The organism is Mycolicibacterium llatzerense, from assembly GCF_000878195.1.
In the GTDB taxonomy this organism is placed as follows: Bacteria; Actinomycetota; Actinomycetes; order Mycobacteriales; family Mycobacteriaceae; genus Mycobacterium; species Mycobacterium llatzerense.
In genome coordinates this window covers 1-23,758 of record NZ_JXST01000063.1, presented here as the reverse complement: position 1 = coordinate 23,758, position 23,758 = coordinate 1, and the positions used below count along the sequence as shown (strand labels likewise).

Here is a 23,758-nt window from a genome sequence, read left to right as displayed (position 1 = left end):
AGCCCCAACCATCCCCCGGCGCCTGCCGCCGCGCCGCCCACCTGCGATCCGCACCGGTTCGGCCGCGTCGACGACGACGGCACGGTGTGGCTGATCACTGCCGCCGGCGAGCGCAACATCGCCTCGTGGCAGGCCGGCGACGCCGAAGCCGCGTACGTCCACTTCGGCCGCCGGTACGACGATCTGAGCACCGAGGTCGCGCTGCTGGAGCACCGGCTCGGCAGCGGTAGCGGCGACGCCCGCAAGATCAAGGCCGCCGCCGCGACGCTGCTCGAATCCGTCCCGACCGCCGCGGTGCTGGGCGATGTCGATGCCCTGACCGCCCGGCTGACCGCCGTCGTCGAGCAGGCCGGCGCCAGCGCGCAGGAGGAGCGGGCCAAGCGCGACGAGCTCCGGGCCACCCAGACCGCCCGCAAGGAAACCCTGGCCGCCGAGGCCGAGGACATCGGCGCCAACTCCACCCAGTGGAAGGCCAGCGGTGATCGGCTGCGGGCGATCCTCGACGAGTGGCGCACCATCACCGGCCTGGACCGCAAGGTCGACGACGCGCTGTGGAAGCGCTACTCGGCGGCCCGCGAGGCGTTCAACCGCCGCCGGGGCTCGCACTTCGCCGAGCTGGATCGGGAGCGGGTCGGCGTGCGGCAGGCCAAGGAGGCGCTGTGTGAGCGCGCCGAGGCACTGTCCGGCTCCACGGACTGGGGTGCCACCGCCTCGACGTTCCGCGATCTGCTGACGGAGTGGAAGGCCGCGGGCCGTGCCGCCAAGGACGTCGACGACGCGCTGTGGAAGCGGTTCAAGGCTGCGCAGGACACGTTCTTCAGCGCCCGCAACGCGATCAACGCCGAGAAGGACGCCGAGTTCAACGCCAACGCCGATGCCAAGGCCGAGCTGCTGGTCGAGGCCGAGAAGATCGACATCAGCGATGTCGACGCGGCACGTGCGGCATTCCGGGCCATCGGCGACAAGTGGGACGCCATCGGCAAGGCATCGCGCGACCGCACCGCGGAGCTGGAGCGCCGGTTGCGGGTCGTCGAGAAGAAGATCCGCGATGCCGCGGAGAGCAACTGGACCGACCCCGAGGCGCAGGCCCGGGCCGACCAGTTCCGCGAGCGGGCCGAGCAGTTCGAGCGTCAGGCCGAGAAGGCCGAGGCCGCGGGTAAGGCCAAAGATGCCGAGAAGGCGCGCGCCAGTGCGGCGCAGTGGCGTGAGTGGGCCGACGCCGCCTCAGCGGCGATCAAGAAGTAGGGCTGTCGGGGCCGTCGAGCAGCCCACGCTTCTGCTGCTCGACGGTCGCGTCGCGGCGCTGTGCCTCGGCTGCCAGTTGCACCGCGGTGCGTGACCACACCACGCGTGCCCAGTGGAACGTCAGCAGGATGACGGCGATCCACGCGAGGTAGAGCCCGAAGCCGGGTCCCGGGTACGGGTGCACGACGGTGTTGCGCGACCAGATGGCGAGCATGCCGAGGAAACACGACACGGCGGAACCGGCCAGCGCGATCCAGGCCAGGCCCCAGCGCCGGGTCAGCAGCGCCAGCATCGAGAAACCGACGCTGAACACCAGGATCAGCCAGACGAACACCCGCGACGGCAGCAAAATCTTCGCGTCGAGAGCGACCTGATCGCCGAGCAAGACGTCGAATCCCTTGACGCCGCCGGTGTGCGGCAGCACGAACGACAGCAGGATCACGAAGACGCAGATCGCCACGACCATGGCGCGGCCGCCGGGATCGATCTCGCGGGCGATGCGCTGCTCGGCGGCGTCGATGTCGTCTTTGAACTCCTCGAACTCGCCGTTGCTGCCGTTGGGCTTGGTGTCGTTCATCGTGAACATCCCTGCTCTACGGGCGTGACGGGGGGCACGCCGATCTGCGGCATGCCCAGCCCGACGCCGGTGGTGGGTTTGCGGCCCGCGGCGTGCGCGTCGCCCGCGCGGGTGCGGCGGTGGCCGGCGATCGGCGCATCGGCGATCAGGTGGTGCGGCGCGGCACCGGTGACGGTCGTGGTGACGATGTCGCCGGGCCGGATGTCGGCGTCGCCCGGGGTGAAGTGCACCAGCCGGCCGTCGCGGGCGCGGCCCGACATTCTCTCGGTGGCGGAATCTTTGCGGCCTTCGCCGGTGGCCACCAGCAGCTCGACCTCCCGGCCGACCTGCGCCAGGTTCTCCTCCCACGAGATGCGCTCCTGCAGCTCGATGAGCCGCATATAACGTTCGGAGACAACCTCTTTGGGCAGTTGGTCAGGCAGCTCGGCGGCCGGCGTGCCGGGCCGCTTGGAGTACTGGAACGTGAAGGCGCTGGAGAAGCGGGCGCGCTCGACGACGTCGAGGGTGGCCTGGAAGTCTTCTTCGGTCTCCCCCGGGAATCCGACGATGATGTCGGTGGTGATGGCCGCGTACGGGATCGCCGCGCGCACGCGCTCGATGATGCCGAGGTACTTCTCGGCGCGGTAGGAGCGGCGCATCGCCTTGAGGATGCGATCCGAGCCCGACTGCAGCGGCATGTGCAGTGTCGGGCAGACGTTCGGGGTGGCCGCCATCGCCTCGATGACGTCGTCGGTGAACTCGGCGGGGTGCGGCGAGGTGAACCGGACCCGCTCCAGGCCCTCGATGTCGCCGCAGGCACGCAGCAGTTTGGCGAACGCGCCGCGGTCCCGTTCGATGTCGGTCCAGGCCTCCGGGTCTTCGCGCAAGCGCTCATCCGAAGCAAACGAGACGCCGTACGCGTTGACGTTCTGGCCCAGCAGCGTGATCTCGAGGACACCCTGGTCCACCAGAGATTGCACCTCGGCGAGGATGTCGCCGGGACGCCGGTCGACCTCCTTGCCGCGCAGCGACGGCACGATGCAGAACGTACAGGTGTTGTTGCAGCCCACGGAGATGGAAACCCAAGCCGCATAAGATGATTCGCGCGTCGCGGGCAGCGCCGACGGAAACTCCTGGAGTGCCTCGACGATCTCGATCTGAGCTTCGCGGTTGTGCCGGGCGCGTTCCAGCAGCACCGGCAGCGAGCCGATGTTGTGCGTACCGAACACCACGTCGACCCACGGCGCCTTGCTCAGCACCGTGTCGCGGTCCTTCTGCGCCAGACAGCCACCGACCGCGATCTGCATGTTCGGGTCGGTCTGCTTGCGTGGCGCCAGGTGGCTGATGTTCCCGTAGAGCTTGTTGTCGGCGTTCTCCCGGACCGCGCAGGTGTTGAAGACCACGACGTCCGCGTCGTCGCCGTCGTCGGCGCGCCGGTAGCCGGCGTCTTCCAGCAGGCCGGCGAGCCGTTCGGAGTCGTGGACGTTCATCTGGCACCCGTAGGTGCGGACCTGATAGGTGCGCCCCGCGCCGGAACCCGTAGCGGACTCCGTGGCGTCAGCTTCCACGTCCGGAGTCGCTGTCGAAATCACCTGCCAATCGTACGGGCGGCGCGGTTTATACCAAATTTGCCGAGGGGTTTCCCGGTTTCTGTGACAGACCACGGTCCGTGGCTTACCTGGGTAGGGTCTGTGAGCATGGTCACCGGCGAGACGACACCTGCCACCCCGATGATCTCGGTCAAGGGGGTCAACAAGCACTTCGGTGCACTGCATGTGCTGAAGGACATCAATCTCGAAGTCCCTCGTGGCCAAGTGGTCGTGCTGCTCGGACCGTCAGGTTCGGGCAAGTCGACCTTGTGCCGCACCATCAACCGGCTGGAGACGATCGACTCGGGCACGATCCACATCGACGGAGACCTACTGCCCGAAGAGGGCCGCAAGCTCGCGACGCTGCGGTCCGAGGTCGGCATGGTGTTCCAGTCGTTCAACCTGTTCGCGCACAAGACAATTCTCGACAACGTCACCCTGGCGCCGATGAAGGTCCGCGGCAAGGGCAAGGACGAGGCCCGGACGAAAGGGCTGGAACTGCTGGAGCGCGTCGGGGTGGCCAACCAGGCCGACAAGTACCCGGCGCAGTTGTCGGGTGGGCAGCAGCAGCGCGTCGCGATCGCCCGGTCTCTGGCCATGGGCCCGAAGGTCATGCTGTTCGACGAACCCACCAGCGCGCTGGACCCCGAGATGGTCAACGAAGTGCTCTCGGTGATGACGTCCCTGGCGAGCGAGGGCATGACCATGATCGTGGTCACGCACGAGATGGGCTTCGCCCGCCGGGCGTCGAACCGGGTGGTGTTCATGGCCGACGGCACCATCGTCGAGGACGCCGAGCCCGACGAGTTCTTCACCGCACCGAAGTCCAACCGGGCCCGGGACTTCCTGGGCAAGATCCTGGACCACTGATCGTGGAACGATCGATTCGGCAGAGTTCGGTGACACGTGGATACCGCCGTGTCGCCGCCGTCACCGTCCTGATCCTGGCGCTGCTGACCCTGAGCGCCTGCGGCGCCAGCAGCAAGAAGATCACCATCGGCACCAAGTTCGACCAGCCCGGTCTGGCCGCGAAGAAGCCCGACGGCACCTTGGCCGGCTTCGACATCGACGTCGCGACCTATGTGGCCGGGCAGCTCGGCTACAAGCCCGACGACATCGAATGGAAAGAGGCGCCGTCGGGTCAGCGCGAGAACCTGATCCAGAACCACCAGGTCGACTTCATCGCCGCGACGTACTCCATCACCGACGCCCGCAAGCAGAAGGTGTCGTTCGCCGGTCCGTACCTGGTCACCGGACAGAGCCTGCTGGTGCGCGCCGACAACAACGAGATCACCAGCGTCGAATCACTGCAGAACCACAAGAAGCTCTGCTCGGTGTCGGGTTCGACTCCGGCGCAACGCATCAAGGACAAGTACCCGGGCGTGCAGCTGCAGCAGTACGACACCTACTCGGCCTGCCTGGAGGCCGTCAAGACCGGGGCCATCGATGCGCTCAGCACCGACGAGGTGATCCTGGCCGGGTACGCCGCCCAAACCCCGGGTGCGTTCAAGCTGATCGGCAAGCCCTTCTCGGTCGAGAAGTACGGCATCGGATTGCTCAAGGGCGACAAGGAATTACGCCAGAAGATCAACGACGCCATCGAGAAGATGCAGAAGTCCGGTGAGTGGCAGGCCGCGTTCGACCGCAATCTGGGCCCGGCCGGACTGTCCGCGCCGCCACCGCCCCCGTTGGACACCAACATCTATGGCGCCGGCGGGGCGAAGCGCGTCGATCTGTGGGGCACCTACGGCGGCAAGATCCTGAAGGCGTTCTGGACCACGATCCAACTGACGCTGCTCGCCGCGGCCGGTGCTCTGATCCTGGGCACGGTGCTGGCGGCGATGCGCCTGTCGCCGGTGCCGGTGCTGCGCTGGCTGGGCACGACCTACGTCAACGTGGTCCGCAATACCCCACTGACGTTGATCATCCTGTTCTGTTCGTTCGGTATCGGGAACACCCTGCGGGTCACGCTGGTCGATTCGCATTCGCCGACGGCCGTGGTGGACAGCAACTTTCGGCTCGCGGCCCTCGGGTTGACGGTTTACACCGCGTCATTCGTGTGCGAGACATTGCGCTCGGGCATCAACACCGTGCCGCTGGGACAGGCCGAGGCCGCCCGCTCACTGGGGCTGAGCTTCGGGCAGAACCTGCGGTTGATCCTGCTGCCGCAGGCCTTTCGCGCGGTGATCAACCCGCTGGGTTCAGTGCTGATCGCCTTGGTGAAGAACACCACGATCGCGTCGGCCATCGGCGTGGCCGAGGCGGCGCTGCTGATGAAGGAGATGATCGAGAACACCGCGGCGCTGCTGGCGGTCGGCTCGATCTTCGCCGCTGGTTTCGTGGTCCTGACATTGCCGTTGGGACTGTTGTTCGGTTGGTTGGGTAAGCGATACGCGGTGGTGCGGTAATGAGTACATCGTCCGTCCTCTACGACGCCCCGGGGCCGCGGGCGCAGCGGCGCAACCTGCTGTTCGCCGCCCTCATCGTCGCGGTGATCATCGCGATGGCCGGCTGGGTGCTGTGGCAGTTCGAGTCCAAAGGCCAACTGACCGAAGCGAAGTGGCACCCGTTCCTGACCGCGAACCTGTGGACGACGTACGTGCTGCCCGGTGCCGTCGGCACCTTGACGGCGGCGGTGGTGTCGATCGTGCTGGCGCTCGTGCTGGGTCTGGCACTGGGCATGGGGCGGTTGTCGGAGGCCCGCGCGGTGCGGTGGGTGTGCTCGGTCTTCGTCGAGTTCTTCCGGGCCGTCCCGGTGCTGATCATGATGTTGTTCGCGTATTTCCTGTTCGCGCTGTACGACGTCTTCCCGTCGCGTCAGCTGGCGCTGGCCGGCGTGATCACGGGACTGACGCTGTACAACGGCGCGGTCATCGCGGAGATCGTGCGGGCCGGCGTGTACGCGCTGCCCCGCGGGCAGCGTGAGGCCGCCGTGGCGCTGGGCCTGCGGCCCAGTCAGACGTTGCGGCTGATCCTGCTCCCCCAGGCCGTGACGTCGATGCTGCCGGTGCTGGTGTCGCAGATGGTGGTGGTGCTCAAGGACACCGCGATCGGCTACCAGATCACATTCGTCGAGATGGTCCGCCAGGGTACGAACATCGGTTCGGCGTACAGCAATTACATCCCCGCGCTGATCGTGATCGCGGTGCTGATGATCAGCCTCAACTTCGCGCTGTCGGCGCTGGCGACCCGCCTGGAAGCGCGGCTGCGGCAGTCGCGGCGTACCCCGGATCCGCTGCCGGTGAACACCGGTATTCAGGAGGATGCGCCGGGTACCCCGCCGGTCTGAGGCGCTCCGGGCCAGGCGCGGAGCGCCTGATCGGCCACCGCGTGCAGTTCGTCGCGCTCGACGCCGCCGTTGGCCTGGACCGCCAGGCCCTGACTGACGGCGACGATCCAGCGCGCCACCAGCTGTGGGTCCGCCCCGGGCAGTTCGCCCATCAGCTGGGCAGCCGTGAAACGTTCGGCCAGTTCCGCGATTCCGTCTTCGCGCAGCTGGGCCAGCTCGGCGTGCAACTCGGCCGCTTCGTCGCCTGCGGCCAGGGCGCTCTGCACCAGCAGGCATCCGCGCGGACCCGCCGCCCCAGAGGACCCGTCGACAGCGCCGTGCACCATGGCGTACGCGGTATCCCACGCGGTGGGCAGGACCAGCGCGCGTTCAACGTAGCTGCCGGGACCGGCCTGGTATCGCCGCACCGCGGCGCGGAAGAGCTCGGCCTTGGAACCGTATTCGTCATAGAGGCTGCGGCGGTTGACACCGGTCGCCGTCGTGAGATCACTGATGGACACCCCGTCATAGCCGCGCTCCCAGAACAACCGCATCGCGGTGTCCAGGACGCGCTCCGGGTCGAACGTGCGCGGTCTGCCGATCGCCATCAACCCTCCCGATGTGATCCGGGCCACAGTCCGGAATGCCACCCTGCCGTAGCGGCTTGTGCTGAACGTACTTAGTAACCGATCGGTTCGAAAGAATCATTCCACGACGGGGAGAACTCATGAGCACCACTTCGGAAGCCCCACTCACCGGGCGACGCGCACTGGTCACCGGCGGTTCCCGCGGCATCGGCGCCGCGACCGTGCGCAGGCTCGCGGCGGACGGCGCGGCGGTCGCGTTCACCTACCAGTCCTCGCCTGATGCCGCTCAGGACCTGGTCGACGAACTCGAGGCGGCCGGCGCCAAGGTGGCCGCCATCAAAGCCGACAGCGCCGACGCGCTGGCCGTCGCCGCCGCGGTGGACGAAGCCGTCGAGCGACTCGGCGGACTGGACATCCTGGTCAACAACGCCGGCGTCGCGCAGGGAGCACCGATCGAGTCGTTCCCGCTGGAGGACTTCGACCGGATGCTGGCGATCAATGTGAAGGCCGTGTTCGCCGCCATTCAGCGCGCCGTGCCGCACCTGGGCGCCGGGGGCCGGATCATCACCATCGGCTCCGTGAATGCCGACCGGGTGCCGACCGCCGGCTTCTCGGTGTATGCCCTCACCAAGGCCGCGGTCGCCGGGCTGACGCGAGGCCTGGTGCGCGAGCTCGGCCCCCGCGGCATCACCGTCAACACCATCCAGCCGGGGCCGGTCGCCACCGACATGAACCCCGACACCGGCGACTTCGCCGACGAGCTGCGCCCGCTCATCGCGGTCGGCCAGTACGGACAGCCCCGCGATATCGCGAGTGCCGTGGCCTACCTGGCCCACCCCGAGTCGGGGTTCGTCACGGGTGTCACCTGGAACATCGACGGCGGCTTCGTGATCTGACGCCGGACCGACCCACCCGCAGGGTTCGTCTCCCGGTGAACCCTGCGGGCACGCACGTCGTGTCCCTAGTTGGAGGTTCACTCGATCCCGGGAGGCGTCATGAGTGTCGCGGTTCGTGCAGTTCCAGCTCCAACCCACACCGTCGCGGCACTGTGCACCGCGTGTTTGGTGCTCACGATGGCGCCGGCACCAGGGCGCGCCACCATCCCGTCGGTGCCCGTTCTGACCGAACCGGGCATCTCGCTGACAGCGCAGCCGCTGCCACTACCGCTCGATCTGCTCAATCAGCAGGTGGTGTTCAACGTCGGGCTGTTCGTCGATTGGGTCACCACCGGTGCCGCACTAGTCCAACGCCAGGCGCAAGTGCCGGGGAGTTTCGTGGCGGCCATCGGCAATGGCACGCCGCCACTCACCGCCACCGCACAAGCCCTGAGCACGGTCGCCGACATCGAGTTCGAAGCCGGCCGCGACCTGATCGGGTTCGCCCAGGACATCGCGGTCTTCCAGCTCCAGTTCCGAGCGACCACACTGTCCGCGTTCCCGCCGTTCAACACGGGGCCTGGTCAGCAATTCGTGGTCGACACCACCACATTCGGCCTCAACGTCACGCAGCAGATGGCGGACTTCGCCCGGGCGGTGATCACGGCGGTGGAACAGTTCACCCATAACGCACTGCACACCCCGCTGCCCGTCATGATGACCGCCGCGAAGCCAACGGCCGCCATCGACATCCCGAACACTCCAGTCATCCCGAAGACTCCGGTGACCCCGAAAAAGCCAACAGTGCAACAGGATTCGATCGTCTCGACGTTCATCCCGAAGCTACCCAAGCCCCCGAAGTCGCCCAAGCAGCCCACGCAACTTCCGGACGCAACGACCGATAACGTCGTGCACCCGCCGGCCGGCCAGTTCTCGCCGCCGAAATTCTCCGCACCCAAGTTCTCGGTGCCGAAATTCTCCGTCCCGAAGTTCTCGGTGCCCAAGCTGTCGCCGCCCAAGGTCAAGCACCCTGAGCCCAAGGGCTCATCCAAGGACTAAACCGTGCGGCGCTGACGCTCCTGCGTGAGCTGGGTGTTGACCACATCGAAGGCCATGCCCTGGCTGTAGCCGCGACGTGCCAGCATCGCGACCAGCCGCCGAGTCACCTTCAGCTCGTCGTCGAGGCTTTCCCGCCGCAACTTGGTGGCGACGAGTTCCTCGGCGCGCACCCGCCACTCTCCCGCGTCGACGCTGTCGAGCGTCTCGGCGATCACGTCGGCGTCGATGCCCTTGGTCCGCAACTCAGAGGCCAAGGCGCGCTTGCCTTTTCCCGCGTTGGTGCGACGTTCGCGCACCCACTGCTCGGCGAATGCCGCGTCGTCTACCAGACCTACCTCGGTGAGCCGGTCCAGCACCCGGGCGCTGATGTCCTCGGGGAAGCCACGCTTGGTCAGCTGAGTTTCGAGTTCAGCCCGGCTGCGCGCCCGGGTGGTGAGCAGACGCAGACACACGTCCCGCGCCTGCTCCTCACGCCGCTGCGGCTGCGCCGGCTCAGCCTCAGAAGTCGACCGGGGCGGGAAGGACGTCATCGGCCGCACCATCGGTCACCACCGCACCGATACCGAGCTTCTCTTTGATCTTCTTCTCGATCTCGTTGGCGGCATCCGGGTTCTGCAGCAGGTAGTTGCGGGCGTTCTCCTTGCCCTGCCCCAGCTGTTCGCCGTCGTAGGTGAACCACGAACCGGACTTACGGATGAAGCCGTGCTCGACACCCATGTCGATGAGCGAGCCCTCCTTGGAGATGCCCTTGCCGTAGAGGATGTCGAATTCGGCCTGCTTGAACGGCGGCGCGACCTTGTTCTTGACGATCTTGGCCCGGGTACGGTTACCGACCGCATCGGTACCGTCCTTGAGCGTCTCGATCCGGCGCACATCGATACGCACCGAGGCGTAGAACTTCAAAGCCTTACCACCGGTGGTGGTTTCGGGCGAACCGAACATCACGCCGATCTTCTCGCGCAGCTGATTGATGAAGATGGCAGTGGTGCCGGAGTTGTTCAGTGCGCCGGTCATCTTGCGCAGCGCCTGGCTCATCAGGCGGGCCTGCAGACCGACGTGGCTGTCACCCATCTCGCCCTCGATCTCGGCGCGCGGCACCAGTGCGGCGACCGAGTCGATGACCAGGATGTCGATGGCGCCGGAACGCACCAGCATGTCGGCGATCTCCAGGGCCTGCTCACCGGTGTCGGGCTGAGAGACCAGCAGCGCGTCGGTGTCGACGCCGAGCTTCTGGGCGTAGTCGGGGTCCAGCGCGTGCTCGGCGTCGATGAACGCCGCGATGCCACCGGCGGCCTGAGCGTTGGCCACCGCATGCAGGGCGACCGTCGTCTTACCCGAGGATTCCGGGCCGTAGATCTCGACGACGCGGCCGCGCGGCAGACCACCGATGCCGAGGGCGACATCCAGTGCGATGGACCCGGTCGGGATGACCGAAATCGGTTGGCGGGTCTCGTCTCCCAGCCGCATCACCGAGCCCTTGCCGAAGTTCTTGTCGATCTGTGCCAGCGCGAGTTCGAGTGCCTTCTCGCGATCTGGGGCCTGTGCTGCCATGGGTGATCTCCGTCCTCGTGGATGTCCGTTGATCGGGTTTCCGATCGGTTGGCCGTGACGCTAGATGAGGCCACCGACAAGTTCCGCGAACTGGGATCAGACTAGCGAACAGGTGTTCGACTGCAAGCAGACACGCCGATCAATGACCGAGGGCGCGGCGAGTGATTTCCCGCAACACCCAGGATGGCCCGAAGTCGGCGGCAGTCACAGAGAACGCTGGCGCCGCAGGCCCAACGTCCTCATCAGGGACAGGGCGCGCAAACCGGCGGCCGGCGCCACGTCGGTACTGCGCGCGATCACGCCGCGCCAGCGCGGCACCACGCGGAAAATCTGGTGGGAGTCCATCAACTCCATGGCTGCGGCCGCCACGTCATCGGCGACCAGCGGCTTGGGACCCGAAAACAGCAGGGCCGCTCCGGGGTCGTGGGTCGTGGCGGTGACCATCTCGGTGTTCACCACGTCGGGGCACAGCGCGCGGGCCCGGATCGGCAGGCCGGCGGTCTGCAATTCGCCCTGCAACGACGTGGTGTACGACAGCACGGCGGCCTTGCTGGCGGCATAGACCGCCAGTCCGGGCACCGGCGTCAGCGCCGAGATCGAGGCAATGTTGAGGATGACGCCGCCGCGCGCACCCATGGCATTGACCGCCGCCATGCAGCCGGCCATCATCCCGCGGACGTTGACATCGAGGGTCTGGACGACGTGCTCGGCGGGCTGTTCCCAGCTGTTGCCCGCGTGCAGCACTCCCGCGTTGTTGACCCACACCGCGATCCGACCCTGTTCGGCGGCGAGCGCCGCGATCCCCTGGTGACCCGCGACGTCGCGCACGTCCTGGGCCACGCCCCACGCCCCGCGCCCGACGGTCTCGGCGGCACGCTGCGCGGCATCCCCGTCGACGTCGGTGATCAAGACGCGGTGCCCTTGGGCGGCAAGGGCTTTCGCGATGGCCAGGCCGATCCCCCGGCCGGCCCCGGTGACTACAGCAATGGTCGCGTTCATCGGCGTGAAGTCGTCCTTCCATCGTGAGGTTCACCAGCGACGCTATCGGGGCAGGCCCGGCGAACACCATGTCGTCGGCCAACAAACACCGAAGCGCGAGCAGTGCCGCAGGACTAAAAAGCGCCGCTCACCACTGATCGCGCGGGACGTCGAAGTCCGCGCACAGGGCCCGCCAGACGTCGCGGGGATCGACGCCGGCTTCGATCGCCTGAGCCGGGGTGCGGCCACCGAGGACCGCCAGCACGTGGTCGTTCACCAACGCAGCACCGCGCGCCGTACCGAACTGGTCTTCGATCAGCAGGGTGAATTCGGTCAGTCGCACCGCACCAACCTACTCAGCGCCGACGCCCAGCGCCGCCCGGCACACGGCCACCGGGTCGGCGACGTCCGCTCCGCTGGCGCCTGCGCGCCCGGCCGCGTCCCGATAGGACGGCGTCGACAACACCCGGCCGACGGTCGCCGCCAGCGACTCCGCGGTCAACGGCCGGATCAGCTCGCCACTGCCTTGTCGCACAATCCGATTGGCGATCTCCCACTGGTCTCCGCCACCGGGCACCACCACCAGCGGCACTCCGGCCAGCAGCGTCTTGGACACGATGCCGTGGCCGCTGCCGCAGATCATCACGTCGGCCTGCTTCAGCAGTTCGTCCTGGCGGCCGAGCCCGACCGCGGCCCACGGCGGCACCGGCGCGTCAGCACCACGCAGCCGCGAGACGACGACGCGGGCACCGTCGGGCAGGGTCTGTCCGGGGATCAGCGCCGCCAGCGCGAGCTCATCGAGACCCTGCATCCCGGTGGTGGCCGTCGACGGCGCCACGACGACAACCGGGCCCGAGCCCGGCGGTATGTCCAGCACCGCTGTCGTCGGCTCGAAATGCAGCGGCCCCACGACGACGGCTTCGGCCGGCCAATCCGGTCGGGGCAGCTCGAGCTCGGGCAGGGTCGCGATCAACCGCCGCGCCGGCCCGGGATCGGTTGCGGGCAAGCCGATTCCGACGCGCGCCGTGGATCGCTGCCGGTCCCCCTCGCGGATCGAGCGCGACGTGAAGAACCGTAGCGTCGCGTCCCGCAGCCGGCCGCGCAGGCCGACACCCGGCGCCAGGCCACTGCCCAACGGCGGCAACCCCTTCGACGGCAGATACAGCGGGTGCGGAGTCAGCTCGACCCACGGCAGGCCCAGCAATTCAGCGGCCATGCCGCCGCACACCGTGATGACGTCCGACACCACCAGATCGGGCGCCAGCTCACGCAGCAGGGGCACATTGAGCACCGCCATCCGCGCGGCACGCTCATGAATCTTGGCGCCCGAGTCGAGGTCGTCGTCGCCGTGCTCAGGGTCGAGCCCGAGCAGTTCCCGCGCGTCGACGCCGGCCGCCCGGGCGGTGTCGAGCCAGTGCCGGCCGGTCAGCAGCACCGGGTGGTCGCCGGCCGCCTGAAACCGAAGGCACAGGGCGATCGCCGGAAAGGCATGGCCGGGATCAGGCCCGGCAACCACGGCGACATGCATCGGGTCACCCTGTCACACCAGCACCTGGGCACCGCCGGGCAGGCGCACTGGGCCTGATGGCCGCACTCCTCAACGCGGCTCGTCCCTCGCCGCTTGATCGTCGCGCGGCTACAGCCAATGGCCGCACTCCTCAACGCGGCTCGTCCCTCGCCGCTTGATCGTCGCGCGGCTACGGTGAACCTATGACACAGACCACACCGGCAGTGACCCAGACCAATGCCGAGATCGTCGAAACGTTCCTCTACGCCCTGCAGGCAGAGGACATGGAGACGGCGGACAGCCTGCTCGACGACAACCTCGTCTACGAGAACGTCGGGCTGCCGACCATTCATGGCCGCGCCCGCGCCATGAAGCTGTTCCGCCCCATGAAGAAGAGCCCGGTCAGTTTCGAGGTGAAGTTCCACCGCCTCGTCGGAGAGGGTTCCACCGTGCTCAACGAGCGCACCGATGCGCTGGTAATCGGACCTGTACGCCTGCAGTTCTGGGTGTGCGGCGTGTTCGAGGTGCACGACGGCCGGATCACGCTGTGGCGTGACTACTTCGACATGTTCGACATGGTCAAGGCCACGGTGCGCGGTCTGGTCGGCGCCGCCATCCCGGCCCTGCGGCCGACTATGTAGCCACCGGTAAAATCGGCCACCATGGCCAACGAGAATCGCCCGAAGCCCAGCGCCTGGCAGTACATCAAGTACAGCTACGGCGGCCGGCTGCCCGACTCGATGCAGGCTTGGGTGACCGAGGATCTCATCGGCCAGGGCGCGACCCTGCGGGTGGTCATCCGCATGTTCGTGCCGGCGTTCCTGATCCTGATCCCGATCTGGTTCCTGCCCGAGCTGCTCGGCATCACGGGCGGCTCGGACCTGATCATCAGGCTCAGCGCGACGGTGCCCATCCTGATTCCGGTGATCTACTTCTCGCACGCGCTGAACAAGATCTGGCGCCGGCACATGCTGGTCAAGCACGGCATCGACCCGAAGCTGCTCGAAGAGTCGCTGCGCCAGAAGAACGCCCACATTCACGCGGCCTACGAGGAGCGGTACGGCCGCCGGTCCGATGACGGCTCGGGCAGCTCCACCACGATCTGACCGTCAGGCGTGACGCAGGCGTCCGAGTTCATCGAATGCCTGCGCCCAGGCGCTGAGCCGGTCGGTCGCCGCGACGAGTTCACTGCGGTAACGCTGCTCGGACATCGACCGCGCCGACCCCGCCCCGCTGTTCGCCGCTGACACCAATTGCGCTGCCGCGGTGGCGATGTCGGCGTACTGCCGCACGCCCGCATCGAGCTGGGCCGTGTAGGACTTGATGGTCGGCGCCAGATGCCCGCGGGACTGCGGCACCGAACCGGCCGCCCGTTCCATCGCGACCACTTCCCCGGCCGTACCGGCCAGCGCCGCGGCCGACACGTTGGCCGCGGCGGTCACTTCGGCGATCTCGGCGGCGGGCAGCAACTGGCCCCGCTGGATGACGCTCAGCAGTGCGTACAACCCGCGCTCGGCCGACGCCAGCGTCTCCATCGGACGGCGCGCCGCCGAGCCCCTGGGCGGCAGCAGCCGCGAGGACCGCGGCGGCGGCAACGGTTCGCGGCGCAGCCATCGGTAACGCAGGAAGCACAGGGTGGCCAGGAACGCGGCACCACCGGCGATGGGGCCGGTGATGATCAGCACCCAGAACGGGGTGCTCCACGCGGCCAGCAGCGCCGTCAACCCGATCCAGAAGGCGCTGGCGCTGGCGAACAGCCAGCCCAGCCGCACCGCCCAGCGCCGCTTGCGCAGCAGCCTGGCGCGTGGATCGGCCGCCGCACCGAGGCGCTGGGCCACCACGTCGGACAATTCGGCGGCGGTGTCGATGCTGCGTTGCAGGACCGCCTGCCAGCCCCGGGTCTCCCCTGGGCGGCCGGACGACTGGGCGTTCACCGCTGCCCCCTCACATCTCGAAATTTACTGCGACAGCGGGTTCTCCGGCGCCGGGTTGGCTGCCGGAGCTGCGGGAGTGGCAGGCGCTGCGGCACCGCCGGACGGCAGGGAGTTGCCCTGCATCGAGGCACGGATCTGCTCCAGGCGCGAATGCCCGGCCATCTGCACGCTGGCCTGCTGGACCTCCATCATGCGGCCCTGCACCGAGTTCTGAGCCAGCTCGGCCGAACCCATGGCGTTGGCGTAGCGACGCTCGATCTTGTCGCGCACCTCGTCGAGGCTCGGGGTGTTGCCCGGCGCGGCGATCTCGGTCATGGAGCGCAGCGAGGCGCTGACCTGCTCCTGCATCTTGGCCTGCTCGAGCTGCGACAGCAGCTTGGTGCGCTCGGCGATCTTCTGCTGCAGCACCATGGCGTTCTGCTCGACGGCCTTCTTGGCCTGCGTGGCGGCCTGCAGCGACTGGTCGTGCAGCGCCTTGAGGTCCTCGACGCTCTGCTCGGCGGTCACCAGCTGGGCTGCGAAGGCCTCGGCGGCGTTGTTGTACTCGGTGGCCTTGGCGACGTCACCGGCGCCGGTGGCCTGGTCGGCCAGGGTCAGGGCCTGGCGGACGTTGGCCTGCAGCTTCTCGATGTCGGCGAGCTGCCGGTTCAGGCGCATCTCGAGCTGACGCTGGTTGCCGATGACCGAGGCCGCCTGCTGCGTCAGGCCCTGGTGCTGGCGCTGGGCCTCTTCGATCGCCTGCTGAATCTGCACCTTCGGGTCGGCGTACTCGTCGACCTTGGAGCTGAACAGCGCCATGAGGTACTTCCAGGCCTTGACAAAGGGATTGGCCATGAGATCGGTCCGCCTTCGTGTCGTTCGTGATTCGGGATCGGTTATCAGGTTGCCGGCCGCGTAGGTGGCAGCGCGTCTACAGCCAACCTAGTAGGTATGGACAGCAAGACGCAGCCCGCATGCACTATTGCGGTGCGGCGAGTTAGCCGTCGGTCGGGCTGCGACGATTCAAGCAACTGCCATGGCGAGATGCTGAGGAATGACGACCTTGGTCGCGACGTCGATGTTGGCCACCGTGCGGTCAGCCTCGGCGCGCTCGGTGTGCAGCATCTGCTCGGCGGCATCGGCCAGCACCTGCGACAGCGGTACCTCCAGGGCACCGCAGATGGCACCGAGCAGTTCGCTCGACGGTTCCTTGCGGCCCCGCTCCACCTCGGACAGGTAGCCCAGGCTCACCCGTGCACCGTCGGACACCTCGCGCAGTGTGCGTCCCTGACCGGTACGGGCCTGGCGCAGCACGTCGCCGATCACCTCACGCAACAATGTCGTCATCGCGTTTCCCCTTCAGCCTGAGTAACAGCCGCGCAGCCCGGCCGGACCACCCGTTCTACACGGTCTTGTAGGCACCAACGCGGCGACGCACCGCTTTGGTTCCCGATGCGGCGATTCAGGGGCGACGAAACGCGGAGACGACGTAGTCGATGCCCGTCAGCACGGTCAGCACCACCGCGGCCCACATGAAGACCCAGGCAGCGGTCAGCCACGGGGCGGGCCAGGCATGCAGTGGCAGGACGAACAAACCGATCGCCACCGCCTGCACCAGCGTCTTGAGCTTGCCGCCACGGCTGGCGGGGATGACGCCGCGCCGGATCACCGCGAAGCGCAACAGTGTCACCGCAAGCTCACGGGTCAGGATCACGACGGTGATCCACCAGGGCAGGTCGCCGAGCATCGACAGCCCGATCAGCGCGGCCCCGATCAGGGCCTTGTCCGCAATGGGGTCGGCCAGCTTGCCGAACTCGGTGACCATGTCGAAGCTGCGGGCGATCTCGCCGTCGAACCGATCGGTGATGACGGCCACCGCGAACACGACGAAAGCCGCAATCCGCCAACGGGTTTCGTGCCCATCGCCGGCGAACAGGGCCGCCAGGAACACCGGCACCAGCACGATACGCAGGCCGGTCAGCAGATTGGCGATGTTCGCCACGCCGGCACGCGAGGCGCGCGGATCGGTATCTGACTGGCCTGTCACCGACACAGGATATCCGGTCACCTACCGGGCGATACGCAGCCGATACCCTCCACGTGTGAGCGACGCACCGAAACCCACCACCACAGGGCTGGTGGTTCGCCGCGCCCGGACGTCCGACGTCCCCGGTATCAAGGCCCTCGTCGACATCTACGCGGGAAAGATCCTGCTCGAGAAGAACCTGGTGACCCTCTACGAGGCGGTCCAGGAATTCTGGGTGGCCGACCTCGATGGCGAGATCGTCGGCTGTGGTGCGTTGCACGTGCTGTGGGCCGACCTCGGCGAGGTACGTACCGTCGCGGCCCATCCCAAGGTGCGCGGGATGGGCGTCGGGCACGCGGTGGTGGCACGGCTGCTCGACGTGGCCCGGGAGCTTGAGCTGCAGCGCGTCTTCGTGCTGACCTTCGAGATCGACTTCTTCAGCAAGCACGGCTTCGTCGAGATCGAGGGCACGCCCGTCACCGCCGAGGTGTACGAGGAGATGTGCCGGTCGTACGACACCGGTGTGGCGGAGTTCCTGGACCTGTCCTACGTCAAGCCGAACACCCTGGGCAACACCCGGATGCTGGTCACGCTGTAGCGCCTACTCGGCAGACTTCCGGGCGACGACACGGTCGCGGATGTCCATGATCGCTGCCCGCCGACGGGAGCGCCCACCGCGGCCGAACGGCAACGTCGGGATCACCTCGACCTTGTCCGAGATCCCGATCACCAGCTCGGCGATCTCGAGCACCAGCTCGTTGGCCTCATCGACCTGCCGACCCATCGCCAGGACCGCCAGCAGCGACTCGAGCATCAGCCGCGCCACCAGCACGATCGCGACGCACCCGACGGGTCCGGCAATCACCAGCCAGAACAGGCCGAGCAACGCCGACGACTCGAACGCGAGCACGGCGCCGAACAGATACGACACCAGCGCACCTGCGATGGCCAGCACGTACAGCACCGGAACCAGCTGGTGAGCGGTCGTCTTGCGGAATCCGACGTCGGTGAACGCCGTCAGCGCAGGCCAGCTGCGGCCGCCGGACTCGAACTCAGCATCGAGCTCTTCGGCGGGCGAAATGTCAACCACGGCAAAGCCTCCTTAGGAGACCTAAGCCTCCCACAGTCGGCGCCGCCTGCCACCAATCGTCGTTGTTATCCGCACCGCCGGCCCGCAGTGATGTGATCCCGGTAACACCGGTCAGAACCCGGGGTCGTCACCCGTCGATCCGTTGGCATCGGAGCCACCCTGGATCAGCATCAGGGTGCCGGCCAGTTCGTCGGGCTTGACCAGCACCTCGCGGGCCTTGGAGCCCTCGGACGGTCCGACGATGCCGCGCGTCTCCATCAGGTCCATGAGGCGGCCGGCCTTGGCGAACCCGACGCGCAGCTTGCGCTGCAGCATCGAGGTCGACCCGAACTGGCTCGACACAACCAGCTCCACGGCCTGCAGGAAGACGTCCATGTCGTCGCCGATGTCGCTGTCTATATCGCGCTTCTCGACGGTCTTGACCGTGACGCCGTCGATGAACTCGGGCTGGGCCTGCTGTTTGGTGAAGGCGACGACGGCCTGGATTTCGTCGTCGCTGACGTAGGCGCCCTGCACCCGGATGGGCTTGGGCGCTTCGGACGGCTGGAACAGTGCGTCACCCTTGCCGGTGAGCTTCTCGGCGCCGATCTGATCGAGGATGACGCGCGAGTTGGTCGCGTTGGTCACGCCGAATGCCATGCGGGACGGCACATTTGCCTTGATGAGACCGGTGACCACCGAGACCACCGGCTGCTGGGTCGCCAGCACCAGGTGGATGCCCGCCGCACGGGCCTTCTGGGTGATGCGGACGATCGCGTCCTCGACGTCGCGCGGCGCCTGCATCATCAGGTCGGCCAGCTCGTCGACGACGCACAGGATGTACGGGTAGGTCTTGTAGACCCGCTCGCTGCCCAGCGGAGCGGTGATCTCGCCCGAGCGCACCTTCTTATTGAAGTCGTCGATGTGCCGGACACCGCTGGCGCTCATGTCCTGGTAGCGCTGCTCCATCTCCTCGACCAACCAGGCCAGCGCGGCGGCGGCCTTCTTCGGGTCGATGATCACGGGCGTGATGAGGTGCGGAATGCCTTGGTACGGCGGGAATTCCACCATCTTCGGGTCGACCAGGATCATCCGGACCTCGTCCGGCGTGGCCCGCTGCAGCAGCGACACCAGCATGGAGTTGATGAAGCTCGACTTACCCGAACCTGTGGAGCCGGCCACCAGCAGGTGCGGCATCTTGGCCAGGTTGTAGCTGATGAAGTGGCCTTCGACGTCCTTGCCGATACCGAACACCATCGGGTGGTGATCCTTGCGGGTGGACGGTGCGTTCAGCACGTCCTTGAGCCGCACCATCTCCCGGTCGCTGTTGGGGACCTCGACGCCGACCGCGGACTTGCCGGGGATCGGCGCCAACAGGCGGATGTGCTCGTTGGCCACCGCGTAGGCGAGGTTGCGCTGCAGCTGGGTGAACCGCTCGACGCGCACACCGGGCCCGAGTTCGATCTCGTAACGGGTGACGGTCGGGCCGCGCTGGAAACCGACGACGGTGGCGTCGATCTTGAACTGCTGCATCACTTCGGTGATCGCGTTCATGATGCGATCGTTGTCGCGGCCGACCCGCTTCGGTGGGTCGCCGTCGGCCAGCAGCTCCAGCGGGGGCAGCGTGTAGTCGCCCTCGATGACGCGGTCGAGCGTCAGGCCGTCGTCCTTGTTCTTGTCGGCGGCCTGTTCCAGGGCCTTGGCCTTGGTGGGCACCGGGTCCGCGACGTTCTGGGCCTTGCGGCGGCGCGACGGCTTGGCCGCCGGCTCGGGCGCGGTCGGCGCTTCGTCGGCTGCGGGCTCGACCGGGTAGTTGTCCATCGGCGTGCGGCCCAGTGGCCGCGTCATGGCCGCGGTGGTCTGCTCCGAACCGGGCCAGGCTTCAGGCTCGTCCCGCGAATAGGTCGGGTCGTCGTAGTAGCCGTCGGAGAAATCATCGGCGAAATCGTCGACATAGCCGGCCGGAGCGTCGTACTCGTCGTCATGGTCGCCGTGCAGGCGACCGGAGACCATGTAGCGCAACGTGTCCGGCAGTTCCCGGATGGTCGTGCCGGTGACCAGCAGCAGGCCGAACAGCACGCCCATGATGAGCAACGGAGTGGCGATCCAGACGGTCAGCCCGTCGGACAGCGGCCCGCCGATGACGAAGCCGACGAACCCGGCGGCGCCGCGGCGCTCCCCCGGCTCGGTGGGCGCACCGGCCCAGACGTGCCACAGGCCCAGCACCGGCAGCCCGATCATGGCGGCGCCGAGGATCAGCCGCGGCCGCGCGTCGGGGTTCGGATGGGTCCGCATCAGCGTGACGGCCAGCGCCAGCAGCAGGACCGGCAGCACGACGACCGCGGATCCGATGACCGTGCGGACGCCGTAGTCGATCCACGCACCGACCGGTCGAGCCGCATCGAACCAGGAGCTCGCCGCGAGCAGGAACGCGACGCCCAGCAGCGCCAGCGCGATGCCGTCGCGGCGGTGTCCGGGCTCGAGTTCCCGGGCGCGGCCGACGCTGCGGGCAGTGGTTCCAGCGCCCTTCGCGAGCATCAACCAGCCCGCGCGGGCGCCACGACCCACTGCAGCACCGGCGGTAGCGACCGGAGATGGATGGGGTGCCGGTTTGCGGGCCGGCTTACGAGCGGGCGATTTCGGGGCCGGCGGACGTGCCGGCCGGCTCGACTTTGCACTGCCTGACTTCGATGAACGCGCCCCCGAACCGGCTGCGCCACGATTCGCCGACCCGGCCTTGGCCCGGTTAGCTGAGCTCGTTGCGGTCTTACTCGCCATGGCTGCCAGCCTAGTCGCATTCTCCCCATCTGCACCATCTGCCACACACGTAACGCTTAGGTCACGACCTCGGCCGCATATCTGCTGGTCACCTACCTGTGGGAGCCACGTCACACCCGCCCAGAGCTCCGAGCTAACGTGGACACCTGTCTAGTTCAGCTATCTATCGAGGAGTTCGTCCATGCCGGTCGTTGTCGTCGCCACCATGAAGGCCAAGCCCGAGTCCGTCGATCAGGTCCGCGCCGCGTGCGTCGAGGCGGTCGACACCGTCCACGCGGAACCGGGCTGTGAGCTCTACTCGCTGCACGAGGCCGACGGCGGCACGTTCGTCTTCGTCGAGCAGTGGGCCGACGCGGACGCCCTCAAGACCCACAGCACCGCCCCGGCCATCGGCAAGCTGTTCGGCGCCATCGGCGAGCACCTCGACGGCGCACCCGACATCAAGATGCTCGCCCCCGTCGTCGCCGGCGATCCCGCCAAGGGCCAGTTGCGGGGTAAGTGACCGTGGGTGAGCTCAGCGGCAAGGTTGCCTTCATCACCGGTGCGGCCCGTGGCCAGGGCCGTGCGCATGCGGTGAAACTGTCGTCGATGGGTGCCGACATCATCGCCGTCGACCTGTGCGACCAGATCGCGTCGGTCCCCTACCCCATGGCCACTCCCGATGATCTGGCCGCGACGGTCAAGCTGGTCGAGGAGAACGGGGCCCGGATCGTCGCCGGCCAGGCCGACGTCCGCGACCGCGACGCGCTGAAATCTGCGCTCAAGGCCGGCGTCGAGGAGCTCGGCGGCCGGCTGGACATCGTCATCGCCAATGCGGGCATCGCACCCATGGCGGGCGAAGACGCCTGGCAGGACGTCATCGACGTCAACCTGACCGGCGTCTTCCACACCCTCGACGTGGCCATGCGCCCCATGGTCAAGGCCGGCAACGGCGGCTCGATCGTGCTGATCAGTTCCGTCGCGGGTCTGGTCGGGCTGGCCTCGCCGATGGCCGGGTCGGTGGGCTACGCCGCTGCCAAGCACGGCATGGTCGGCCTGATGCGGGTGTACGCGAATCTGCTCGCCTCGCAGAACATCCGGGTCAACTCGATCCATCCGGCCGGCGTGGACACCCCGATGATCGACAACGACTTCACCCGGAAGTGGTTGAGCCAGTTGACGGCAGAGACGAAGGCCGGACCGGACATGACGAACGCGTTGCCGGTGCAGGTCCTCGACGCCGAGGACATCGCCAACACGGTGGCCTGGCTGGTGTCGGACGCCGGACGCTACATCACCGGCGTGACGCTGCCGGTGGATGCCGGCTTCGTCAACAAGCGCTGACGTGGCCCGCAATGCTGCGGCACAGACGGCCTTCGGGCCGTTTGCGACCTTCGAACAGCTGCAGTCCGTATCGATCGGCAGCCGTTCTAGCCCGCATGAGAAATCAGCCGTGCGAGGTATCGCCGCTGCTCGAAAGTGAGTCGCCGCAGAGAATTCGCCAGTGCGCTCGCCTCTGTCCCGTCGTCAGGGATATCCCGCGGGTAGATCGCCAACACGGATTCGCCTGGCCCTTCCGGGATTTCGGCAATGAAGCCGCTCCGCGCCATCGGCTCCCCCAGCGCTGACAGGCGCCAGCCGCGGGCCTGCAGCGCCTCGGCCCACCAGTACGCCACCCGCACCGGGCGGGCTGGTTGGCTGATCAAGCCCGAAATGTGCGCCGAGTTTCGGGCCGCAGGCTGGGGCTGAATCAACAGACGCAGGTTCTGCAGCAGCGCGAGCATGCGGTTGGTGTCGTCGGCCCAATCGCCACTGCTGAGCTGACATATTGCCGCAGCGAGCACACTTGGCAGATCAGTCGACTCAGCCAGGTCGTCGCCAGTGCAACGGACGTGAACCACGCGGCGAGATGGCAGCCGCACAGTCACCACCGCCGCCGGTTCGCTCGAGCTGTAGGACACCGCCTGGAGTAGACAGCCTTGCTGCTGCAATGCCCGCGCCCACCAGTAGAGCGGACGTACCGCCGGAACTGGTTGCACTGCAGCAGAATTCAACGGCAATGCGGCAAAGTGTGGCGGGTACGCGCGACTGCGATTCAGCACTGGCATGACGCGACCGACTTCGGCTCCAGCTCCGTTCACAGGGCGACGCCACTCCAGGCCGGCACTGGTTCTTCGCCGGCACAGCGGGTCGGCACCGGCGGACCCACCTCTACGTGCGTCCGCGGGGTCCTGTCGCGACCTCGACGTCGCAATCGCTGAAGCCAGCTCCACCGCGGCATCGGGTATCCGAGCGCTTGAACGAACCCGGTTTCGCCATGCAGCAGCACATTGACTTCACCCGTGCCCGACACGGGATAACGACTCTCGGAATCGCTGAACTGGATGGTCTCGATCTCGCTGCCGAGAAAAACGCTGACCCGGACGATTTTCGGTGTGCCGAACAGCAATTGACGAGTGCGATTATGGCGATCACCCAAAGCCATGACCCCACTGGCGATGTCGAGCTGCCCGTCGAACGCCGGCACGCCGAGCCCACGACTGTCCGAGCCCGAGTACACCCTTACCCGCACCAACTTGCCGGCGAGGTCGCACTCGTGGATGTCCATCGTATGCACCCACAGCGCCCGGGCGGTACCACCATCGCCGCCGACATCCTCGTGCACGTAGACACCCGAAAGACCGTTGGCGCCAACATCTTCAATCACCACCACGCTGCCGTCAGGCGCAATCTCGGCATCGCACAGCAGCTTGTTCGCGGTAACCCCCACAGCGAAAC

The 23,758-nt window shown here is 67.5% G+C and carries 27 protein-coding genes and 1 pseudogene; 12 read left to right on the top strand and 16 right to left on the bottom strand.

Features of this window, described 5'->3' with window-relative positions; all coding sequences use genetic code 11:
• Nucleotides 1–1,245 (top strand): DUF349 domain-containing protein (locus TL10_RS27790; RefSeq protein WP_043988202.1); only part of this gene is annotated, 1,245 nt, incomplete at its 5' end.
• On the opposite strand, the gene TL10_RS27785 is transcribed toward TL10_RS27790, so the two are convergent.
• Together TL10_RS27785 and miaB are read right to left on the bottom strand one after the other, a co-directional pair.
• Nucleotides 1,235–1,831, bottom strand: coding sequence for an Rv2732c family membrane protein (locus TL10_RS27785; RefSeq protein ID WP_082068109.1), 597 nt, complete (start codon nucleotides 1,829–1,831; stop codon nucleotides 1,235–1,237). The two genes, TL10_RS27790 and TL10_RS27785, sit on opposite strands and share 11 nt — an antisense overlap.
• Nucleotides 1,819–3,369 (bottom strand): tRNA (N6-isopentenyl adenosine(37)-C2)-methylthiotransferase MiaB, encoded by a 1,551-nt coding sequence (gene miaB / locus TL10_RS27780; protein WP_043988201.1) that lies wholly within the window; start codon nucleotides 3,367–3,369, stop codon nucleotides 1,819–1,821. The genes TL10_RS27785 and miaB overlap by 13 nt, the downstream gene beginning before the upstream one ends.
• Before the next feature lie 162 nt (nucleotides 3,370–3,531).
• Between miaB and TL10_RS27775 the strand changes: the two genes are divergently transcribed.
• The 4 genes and pseudogenes from TL10_RS27775 to TL10_RS27765 all read left to right on the top strand — a co-directional run bounded on the left by TL10_RS27775 (nucleotide 3,532) and on the right by TL10_RS27765 (nucleotide 6,679).
• On the top strand, nucleotides 3,532–4,260 hold the full coding sequence (locus TL10_RS27775) for an amino acid ABC transporter ATP-binding protein (protein ID WP_043988204.1): 729 nt from the start codon (nucleotides 3,532–3,534) through the stop codon (nucleotides 4,258–4,260).
• Between the two features lie 29 nt (nucleotides 4,261–4,289).
• A pseudogene (locus TL10_RS31860) lies at nucleotides 4,290–5,084 on the top strand (glutamate ABC transporter substrate-binding protein); the annotation flags it as partial.
• A 39-nt stretch (nucleotides 5,085–5,123) separates the two neighbouring features.
• Nucleotides 5,124–5,798 (top strand): amino acid ABC transporter permease, encoded by a 675-nt coding sequence (locus tag TL10_RS31855; protein ID WP_231575545.1) that lies wholly within the window; start codon nucleotides 5,124–5,126, stop codon nucleotides 5,796–5,798.
• Complete coding sequence (locus TL10_RS27765; protein WP_043393824.1) at nucleotides 5,798–6,679, top strand: amino acid ABC transporter permease; 882 nt, start codon at nucleotides 5,798–5,800, stop codon at nucleotides 6,677–6,679. Before TL10_RS31855 ends, TL10_RS27765 begins: the two co-directional genes overlap by 1 nt.
• On the opposite strand, the gene TL10_RS27760 is transcribed toward TL10_RS27765, so the two are convergent.
• Nucleotides 6,646–7,266, bottom strand: a complete 621-nt coding sequence (locus TL10_RS27760) for a TetR/AcrR family transcriptional regulator (protein ID WP_043393822.1) — start codon at nucleotides 7,264–7,266, stop codon at nucleotides 6,646–6,648. The two genes, TL10_RS27765 and TL10_RS27760, sit on opposite strands and share 34 nt — an antisense overlap.
• A gap of 119 nt (nucleotides 7,267–7,385) precedes the next feature.
• Between TL10_RS27760 and TL10_RS27755 the strand changes: the two genes are divergently transcribed.
• The gene (locus TL10_RS27755) at nucleotides 7,386–8,141 is read left to right on the top strand and encodes a 3-oxoacyl-ACP reductase family protein (RefSeq protein WP_043393821.1); all 756 of its coding nucleotides are present in this window, start codon (nucleotides 7,386–7,388) and stop codon (nucleotides 8,139–8,141) included.
• A 177-nt stretch (nucleotides 8,142–8,318) separates the two neighbouring features.
• On the top strand, nucleotides 8,319–9,179 hold the full coding sequence (locus TL10_RS27750) for a hypothetical protein (RefSeq protein ID WP_043988200.1): 861 nt from the start codon (nucleotides 8,319–8,321) through the stop codon (nucleotides 9,177–9,179).
• On the opposite strand, the gene recX is transcribed toward TL10_RS27750, so the two are convergent.
• The 5 genes from recX to TL10_RS27725 all read right to left on the bottom strand — a co-directional run bounded on the left by recX (nucleotide 9,176) and on the right by TL10_RS27725 (nucleotide 13,236).
• The gene (gene recX, locus TL10_RS27745) at nucleotides 9,176–9,709 is read right to left on the bottom strand and encodes a recombination regulator RecX (protein WP_043988199.1); all 534 of its coding nucleotides are present in this window, start codon (nucleotides 9,707–9,709) and stop codon (nucleotides 9,176–9,178) included. The two genes, TL10_RS27750 and recX, sit on opposite strands and share 4 nt — an antisense overlap.
• Nucleotides 9,678–10,730 carry a recombinase RecA gene (gene recA / locus TL10_RS27740; RefSeq protein ID WP_043393818.1) on the bottom strand — a complete coding sequence of 351 codons (1,053 nt, stop codon included), beginning with the start codon at nucleotides 10,728–10,730 and terminating at the stop codon, nucleotides 9,678–9,680. Before recA ends, recX begins: the two co-directional genes overlap by 32 nt.
• A 204-nt stretch (nucleotides 10,731–10,934) precedes the next feature.
• The gene (locus TL10_RS27735; RefSeq protein ID WP_043988198.1) at nucleotides 10,935–11,729 is read right to left on the bottom strand and encodes an SDR family NAD(P)-dependent oxidoreductase; all 795 of its coding nucleotides are present in this window, start codon (nucleotides 11,727–11,729) and stop codon (nucleotides 10,935–10,937) included.
• A 127-nt stretch (nucleotides 11,730–11,856) separates the two neighbouring features.
• Nucleotides 11,857–12,051: a DUF3046 domain-containing protein gene (locus tag TL10_RS27730; RefSeq protein WP_043393813.1), complete on the bottom strand. Its 195-nt coding sequence runs from the start codon at nucleotides 12,049–12,051 to the stop codon at nucleotides 11,857–11,859.
• A 9-nt stretch (nucleotides 12,052–12,060) separates the two neighbouring features.
• Nucleotides 12,061–13,236 carry a glycosyltransferase gene (locus TL10_RS27725; protein ID WP_043988197.1) on the bottom strand — a complete coding sequence of 392 codons (1,176 nt, stop codon included), beginning with the start codon at nucleotides 13,234–13,236 and terminating at the stop codon, nucleotides 12,061–12,063.
• Nucleotides 13,237–13,418: 182 nt separating this feature from the next.
• Here TL10_RS27725 and TL10_RS27720 point away from each other — a divergent pair, with 182 nt between their 5' ends.
• Nucleotides 13,419–13,856: a limonene-1,2-epoxide hydrolase family protein gene (locus tag TL10_RS27720; protein WP_043988196.1), complete on the top strand. Its 438-nt coding sequence runs from the start codon at nucleotides 13,419–13,421 to the stop codon at nucleotides 13,854–13,856.
• Nucleotides 13,857–13,877: 21 nt separating this feature from the next.
• Nucleotides 13,878–14,321, top strand: a complete 444-nt coding sequence (locus TL10_RS27715) for a DUF5313 domain-containing protein (RefSeq protein WP_043988195.1) — start codon at nucleotides 13,878–13,880, stop codon at nucleotides 14,319–14,321.
• A 3-nt stretch (nucleotides 14,322–14,324) separates the two neighbouring features.
• Here TL10_RS27715 and pspM read toward each other — a convergent pair whose 3' ends face one another.
• From pspM to pgsA, 4 genes are all read right to left on the bottom strand, one after another.
• Complete coding sequence (pspM, locus tag TL10_RS27710; protein WP_043393807.1) at nucleotides 14,325–15,149, bottom strand: phage shock envelope stress response protein PspM; 825 nt, start codon at nucleotides 15,147–15,149, stop codon at nucleotides 14,325–14,327.
• A 24-nt stretch (nucleotides 15,150–15,173) separates the two neighbouring features.
• Nucleotides 15,174–15,983, bottom strand: coding sequence for a phage shock protein PspA (pspA, locus tag TL10_RS27705; RefSeq protein WP_020101883.1), 810 nt, complete (start codon nucleotides 15,981–15,983; stop codon nucleotides 15,174–15,176).
• Nucleotides 15,984–16,151: 168 nt separating this feature from the next.
• Nucleotides 16,152–16,475 carry a transcriptional regulator ClgR gene (clgR, locus tag TL10_RS27700; RefSeq protein ID WP_043393801.1) on the bottom strand — a complete coding sequence of 108 codons (324 nt, stop codon included), beginning with the start codon at nucleotides 16,473–16,475 and terminating at the stop codon, nucleotides 16,152–16,154.
• Between the two features lie 115 nt (nucleotides 16,476–16,590).
• Nucleotides 16,591–17,175, bottom strand: a complete 585-nt coding sequence (pgsA, locus tag TL10_RS27695; protein WP_043394027.1) for a CDP-diacylglycerol--glycerol-3-phosphate 3-phosphatidyltransferase — start codon at nucleotides 17,173–17,175, stop codon at nucleotides 16,591–16,593.
• Nucleotides 17,176–17,230: 55 nt separating this feature from the next.
• Between pgsA and TL10_RS27690 the strand changes: the two genes are divergently transcribed.
• Entirely contained in the window at nucleotides 17,231–17,752 is a 522-nt protein-coding gene (locus TL10_RS27690) for an amino-acid N-acetyltransferase (RefSeq protein ID WP_043988194.1), read from the top strand.
• A gap of 3 nt (nucleotides 17,753–17,755) precedes the next feature.
• On the opposite strand, the gene TL10_RS27685 is transcribed toward TL10_RS27690, so the two are convergent.
• Nucleotides 17,756–18,244 (bottom strand): DUF4282 domain-containing protein, encoded by a 489-nt coding sequence (locus TL10_RS27685; protein WP_043393799.1) that lies wholly within the window; start codon nucleotides 18,242–18,244, stop codon nucleotides 17,756–17,758.
• 111 nt (nucleotides 18,245–18,355) lie between these two features.
• Complete coding sequence (locus tag TL10_RS27680) at nucleotides 18,356–21,001, bottom strand: DNA translocase FtsK (RefSeq protein WP_051954753.1); 2,646 nt, start codon at nucleotides 20,999–21,001, stop codon at nucleotides 18,356–18,358.
• Between the two features lie 181 nt (nucleotides 21,002–21,182).
• Here TL10_RS27680 and TL10_RS27675 point away from each other — a divergent pair, with 181 nt between their 5' ends.
• A complete protein-coding gene (locus tag TL10_RS27675; protein WP_043393797.1) occupies nucleotides 21,183–21,503 on the top strand; it encodes a putative quinol monooxygenase in 321 nt (106 codons plus the stop codon).
• 2 nt (nucleotides 21,504–21,505) lie between these two features.
• A complete protein-coding gene (locus tag TL10_RS27670) occupies nucleotides 21,506–22,324 on the top strand; it encodes a mycofactocin-coupled SDR family oxidoreductase (protein WP_043394020.1) in 819 nt (272 codons plus the stop codon).
• An 86-nt stretch (nucleotides 22,325–22,410) separates the two neighbouring features.
• Here the strand turns inward: TL10_RS27670 and TL10_RS27665 are convergent, their stop codons facing one another.
• Complete coding sequence (locus TL10_RS27665) at nucleotides 22,411–22,764, bottom strand: hypothetical protein (protein WP_131630823.1); 354 nt, start codon at nucleotides 22,762–22,764, stop codon at nucleotides 22,411–22,413.
• Nucleotides 22,765–23,117: 353 nt separating this feature from the next.
• A partial coding sequence (locus TL10_RS31375; protein ID WP_043988192.1) for a hypothetical protein occupies nucleotides 23,118–23,758 on the bottom strand: 641 nt, incomplete at its 5' end.

Coding starts and splice junctions, on each gene's coding strand:
- TL10_RS27785 (WP_082068109.1), bottom strand. CDS start 1,831: ATGTTCACGATGAACGACACCAAGCCCAACGGCAGCAACGGCGAGTTC.
- TL10_RS27775 (WP_043988204.1), top strand. CDS start 3,532: ATGATCTCGGTCAAGGGGGTCAACAAGCACTTCGGTGCACTGCATGTG.
- TL10_RS27765 (WP_043393824.1), top strand. CDS start 5,798: ATGAGTACATCGTCCGTCCTCTACGACGCCCCGGGGCCGCGGGCGCAG.
- TL10_RS27760 (WP_043393822.1), bottom strand. CDS start 7,266: ATGGCGATCGGCAGACCGCGCACGTTCGACCCGGAGCGCGTCCTGGAC.
- TL10_RS27755 (WP_043393821.1), top strand. CDS start 7,386: ATGAGCACCACTTCGGAAGCCCCACTCACCGGGCGACGCGCACTGGTC.
- TL10_RS27750 (WP_043988200.1), top strand. CDS start 8,319: ATGGCGCCGGCACCAGGGCGCGCCACCATCCCGTCGGTGCCCGTTCTG.
- recX (WP_043988199.1), bottom strand. CDS start 9,709: ATGACGTCCTTCCCGCCCCGGTCGACTTCTGAGGCTGAGCCGGCGCAG.
- recA (WP_043393818.1), bottom strand. CDS start 10,730: ATGGCAGCACAGGCCCCAGATCGCGAGAAGGCACTCGAACTCGCGCTG.
- TL10_RS27735 (WP_043988198.1), bottom strand. CDS start 11,729: ATGAACGCGACCATTGCTGTAGTCACCGGGGCCGGCCGGGGGATCGGC.
- TL10_RS27725 (WP_043988197.1), bottom strand. CDS start 13,236: ATGCATGTCGCCGTGGTTGCCGGGCCTGATCCCGGCCATGCCTTTCCG.
- TL10_RS27720 (WP_043988196.1), top strand. CDS start 13,419: ATGACACAGACCACACCGGCAGTGACCCAGACCAATGCCGAGATCGTC.
- TL10_RS27715 (WP_043988195.1), top strand. CDS start 13,878: ATGGCCAACGAGAATCGCCCGAAGCCCAGCGCCTGGCAGTACATCAAG.
- pspA (WP_020101883.1), bottom strand. CDS start 15,983: ATGGCCAATCCCTTTGTCAAGGCCTGGAAGTACCTCATGGCGCTGTTC.
- clgR (WP_043393801.1), bottom strand. CDS start 16,475: ATGACGACATTGTTGCGTGAGGTGATCGGCGACGTGCTGCGCCAGGCC.
- TL10_RS27680 (WP_051954753.1), bottom strand. CDS start 21,001: ATGGCGAGTAAGACCGCAACGAGCTCAGCTAACCGGGCCAAGGCCGGG.
- TL10_RS27675 (WP_043393797.1), top strand. CDS start 21,183: ATGCCGGTCGTTGTCGTCGCCACCATGAAGGCCAAGCCCGAGTCCGTC.
- TL10_RS27665 (WP_131630823.1), bottom strand. CDS start 22,764: ATGCTCGCGCTGCTGCAGAACCTGCGTCTGTTGATTCAGCCCCAGCCT.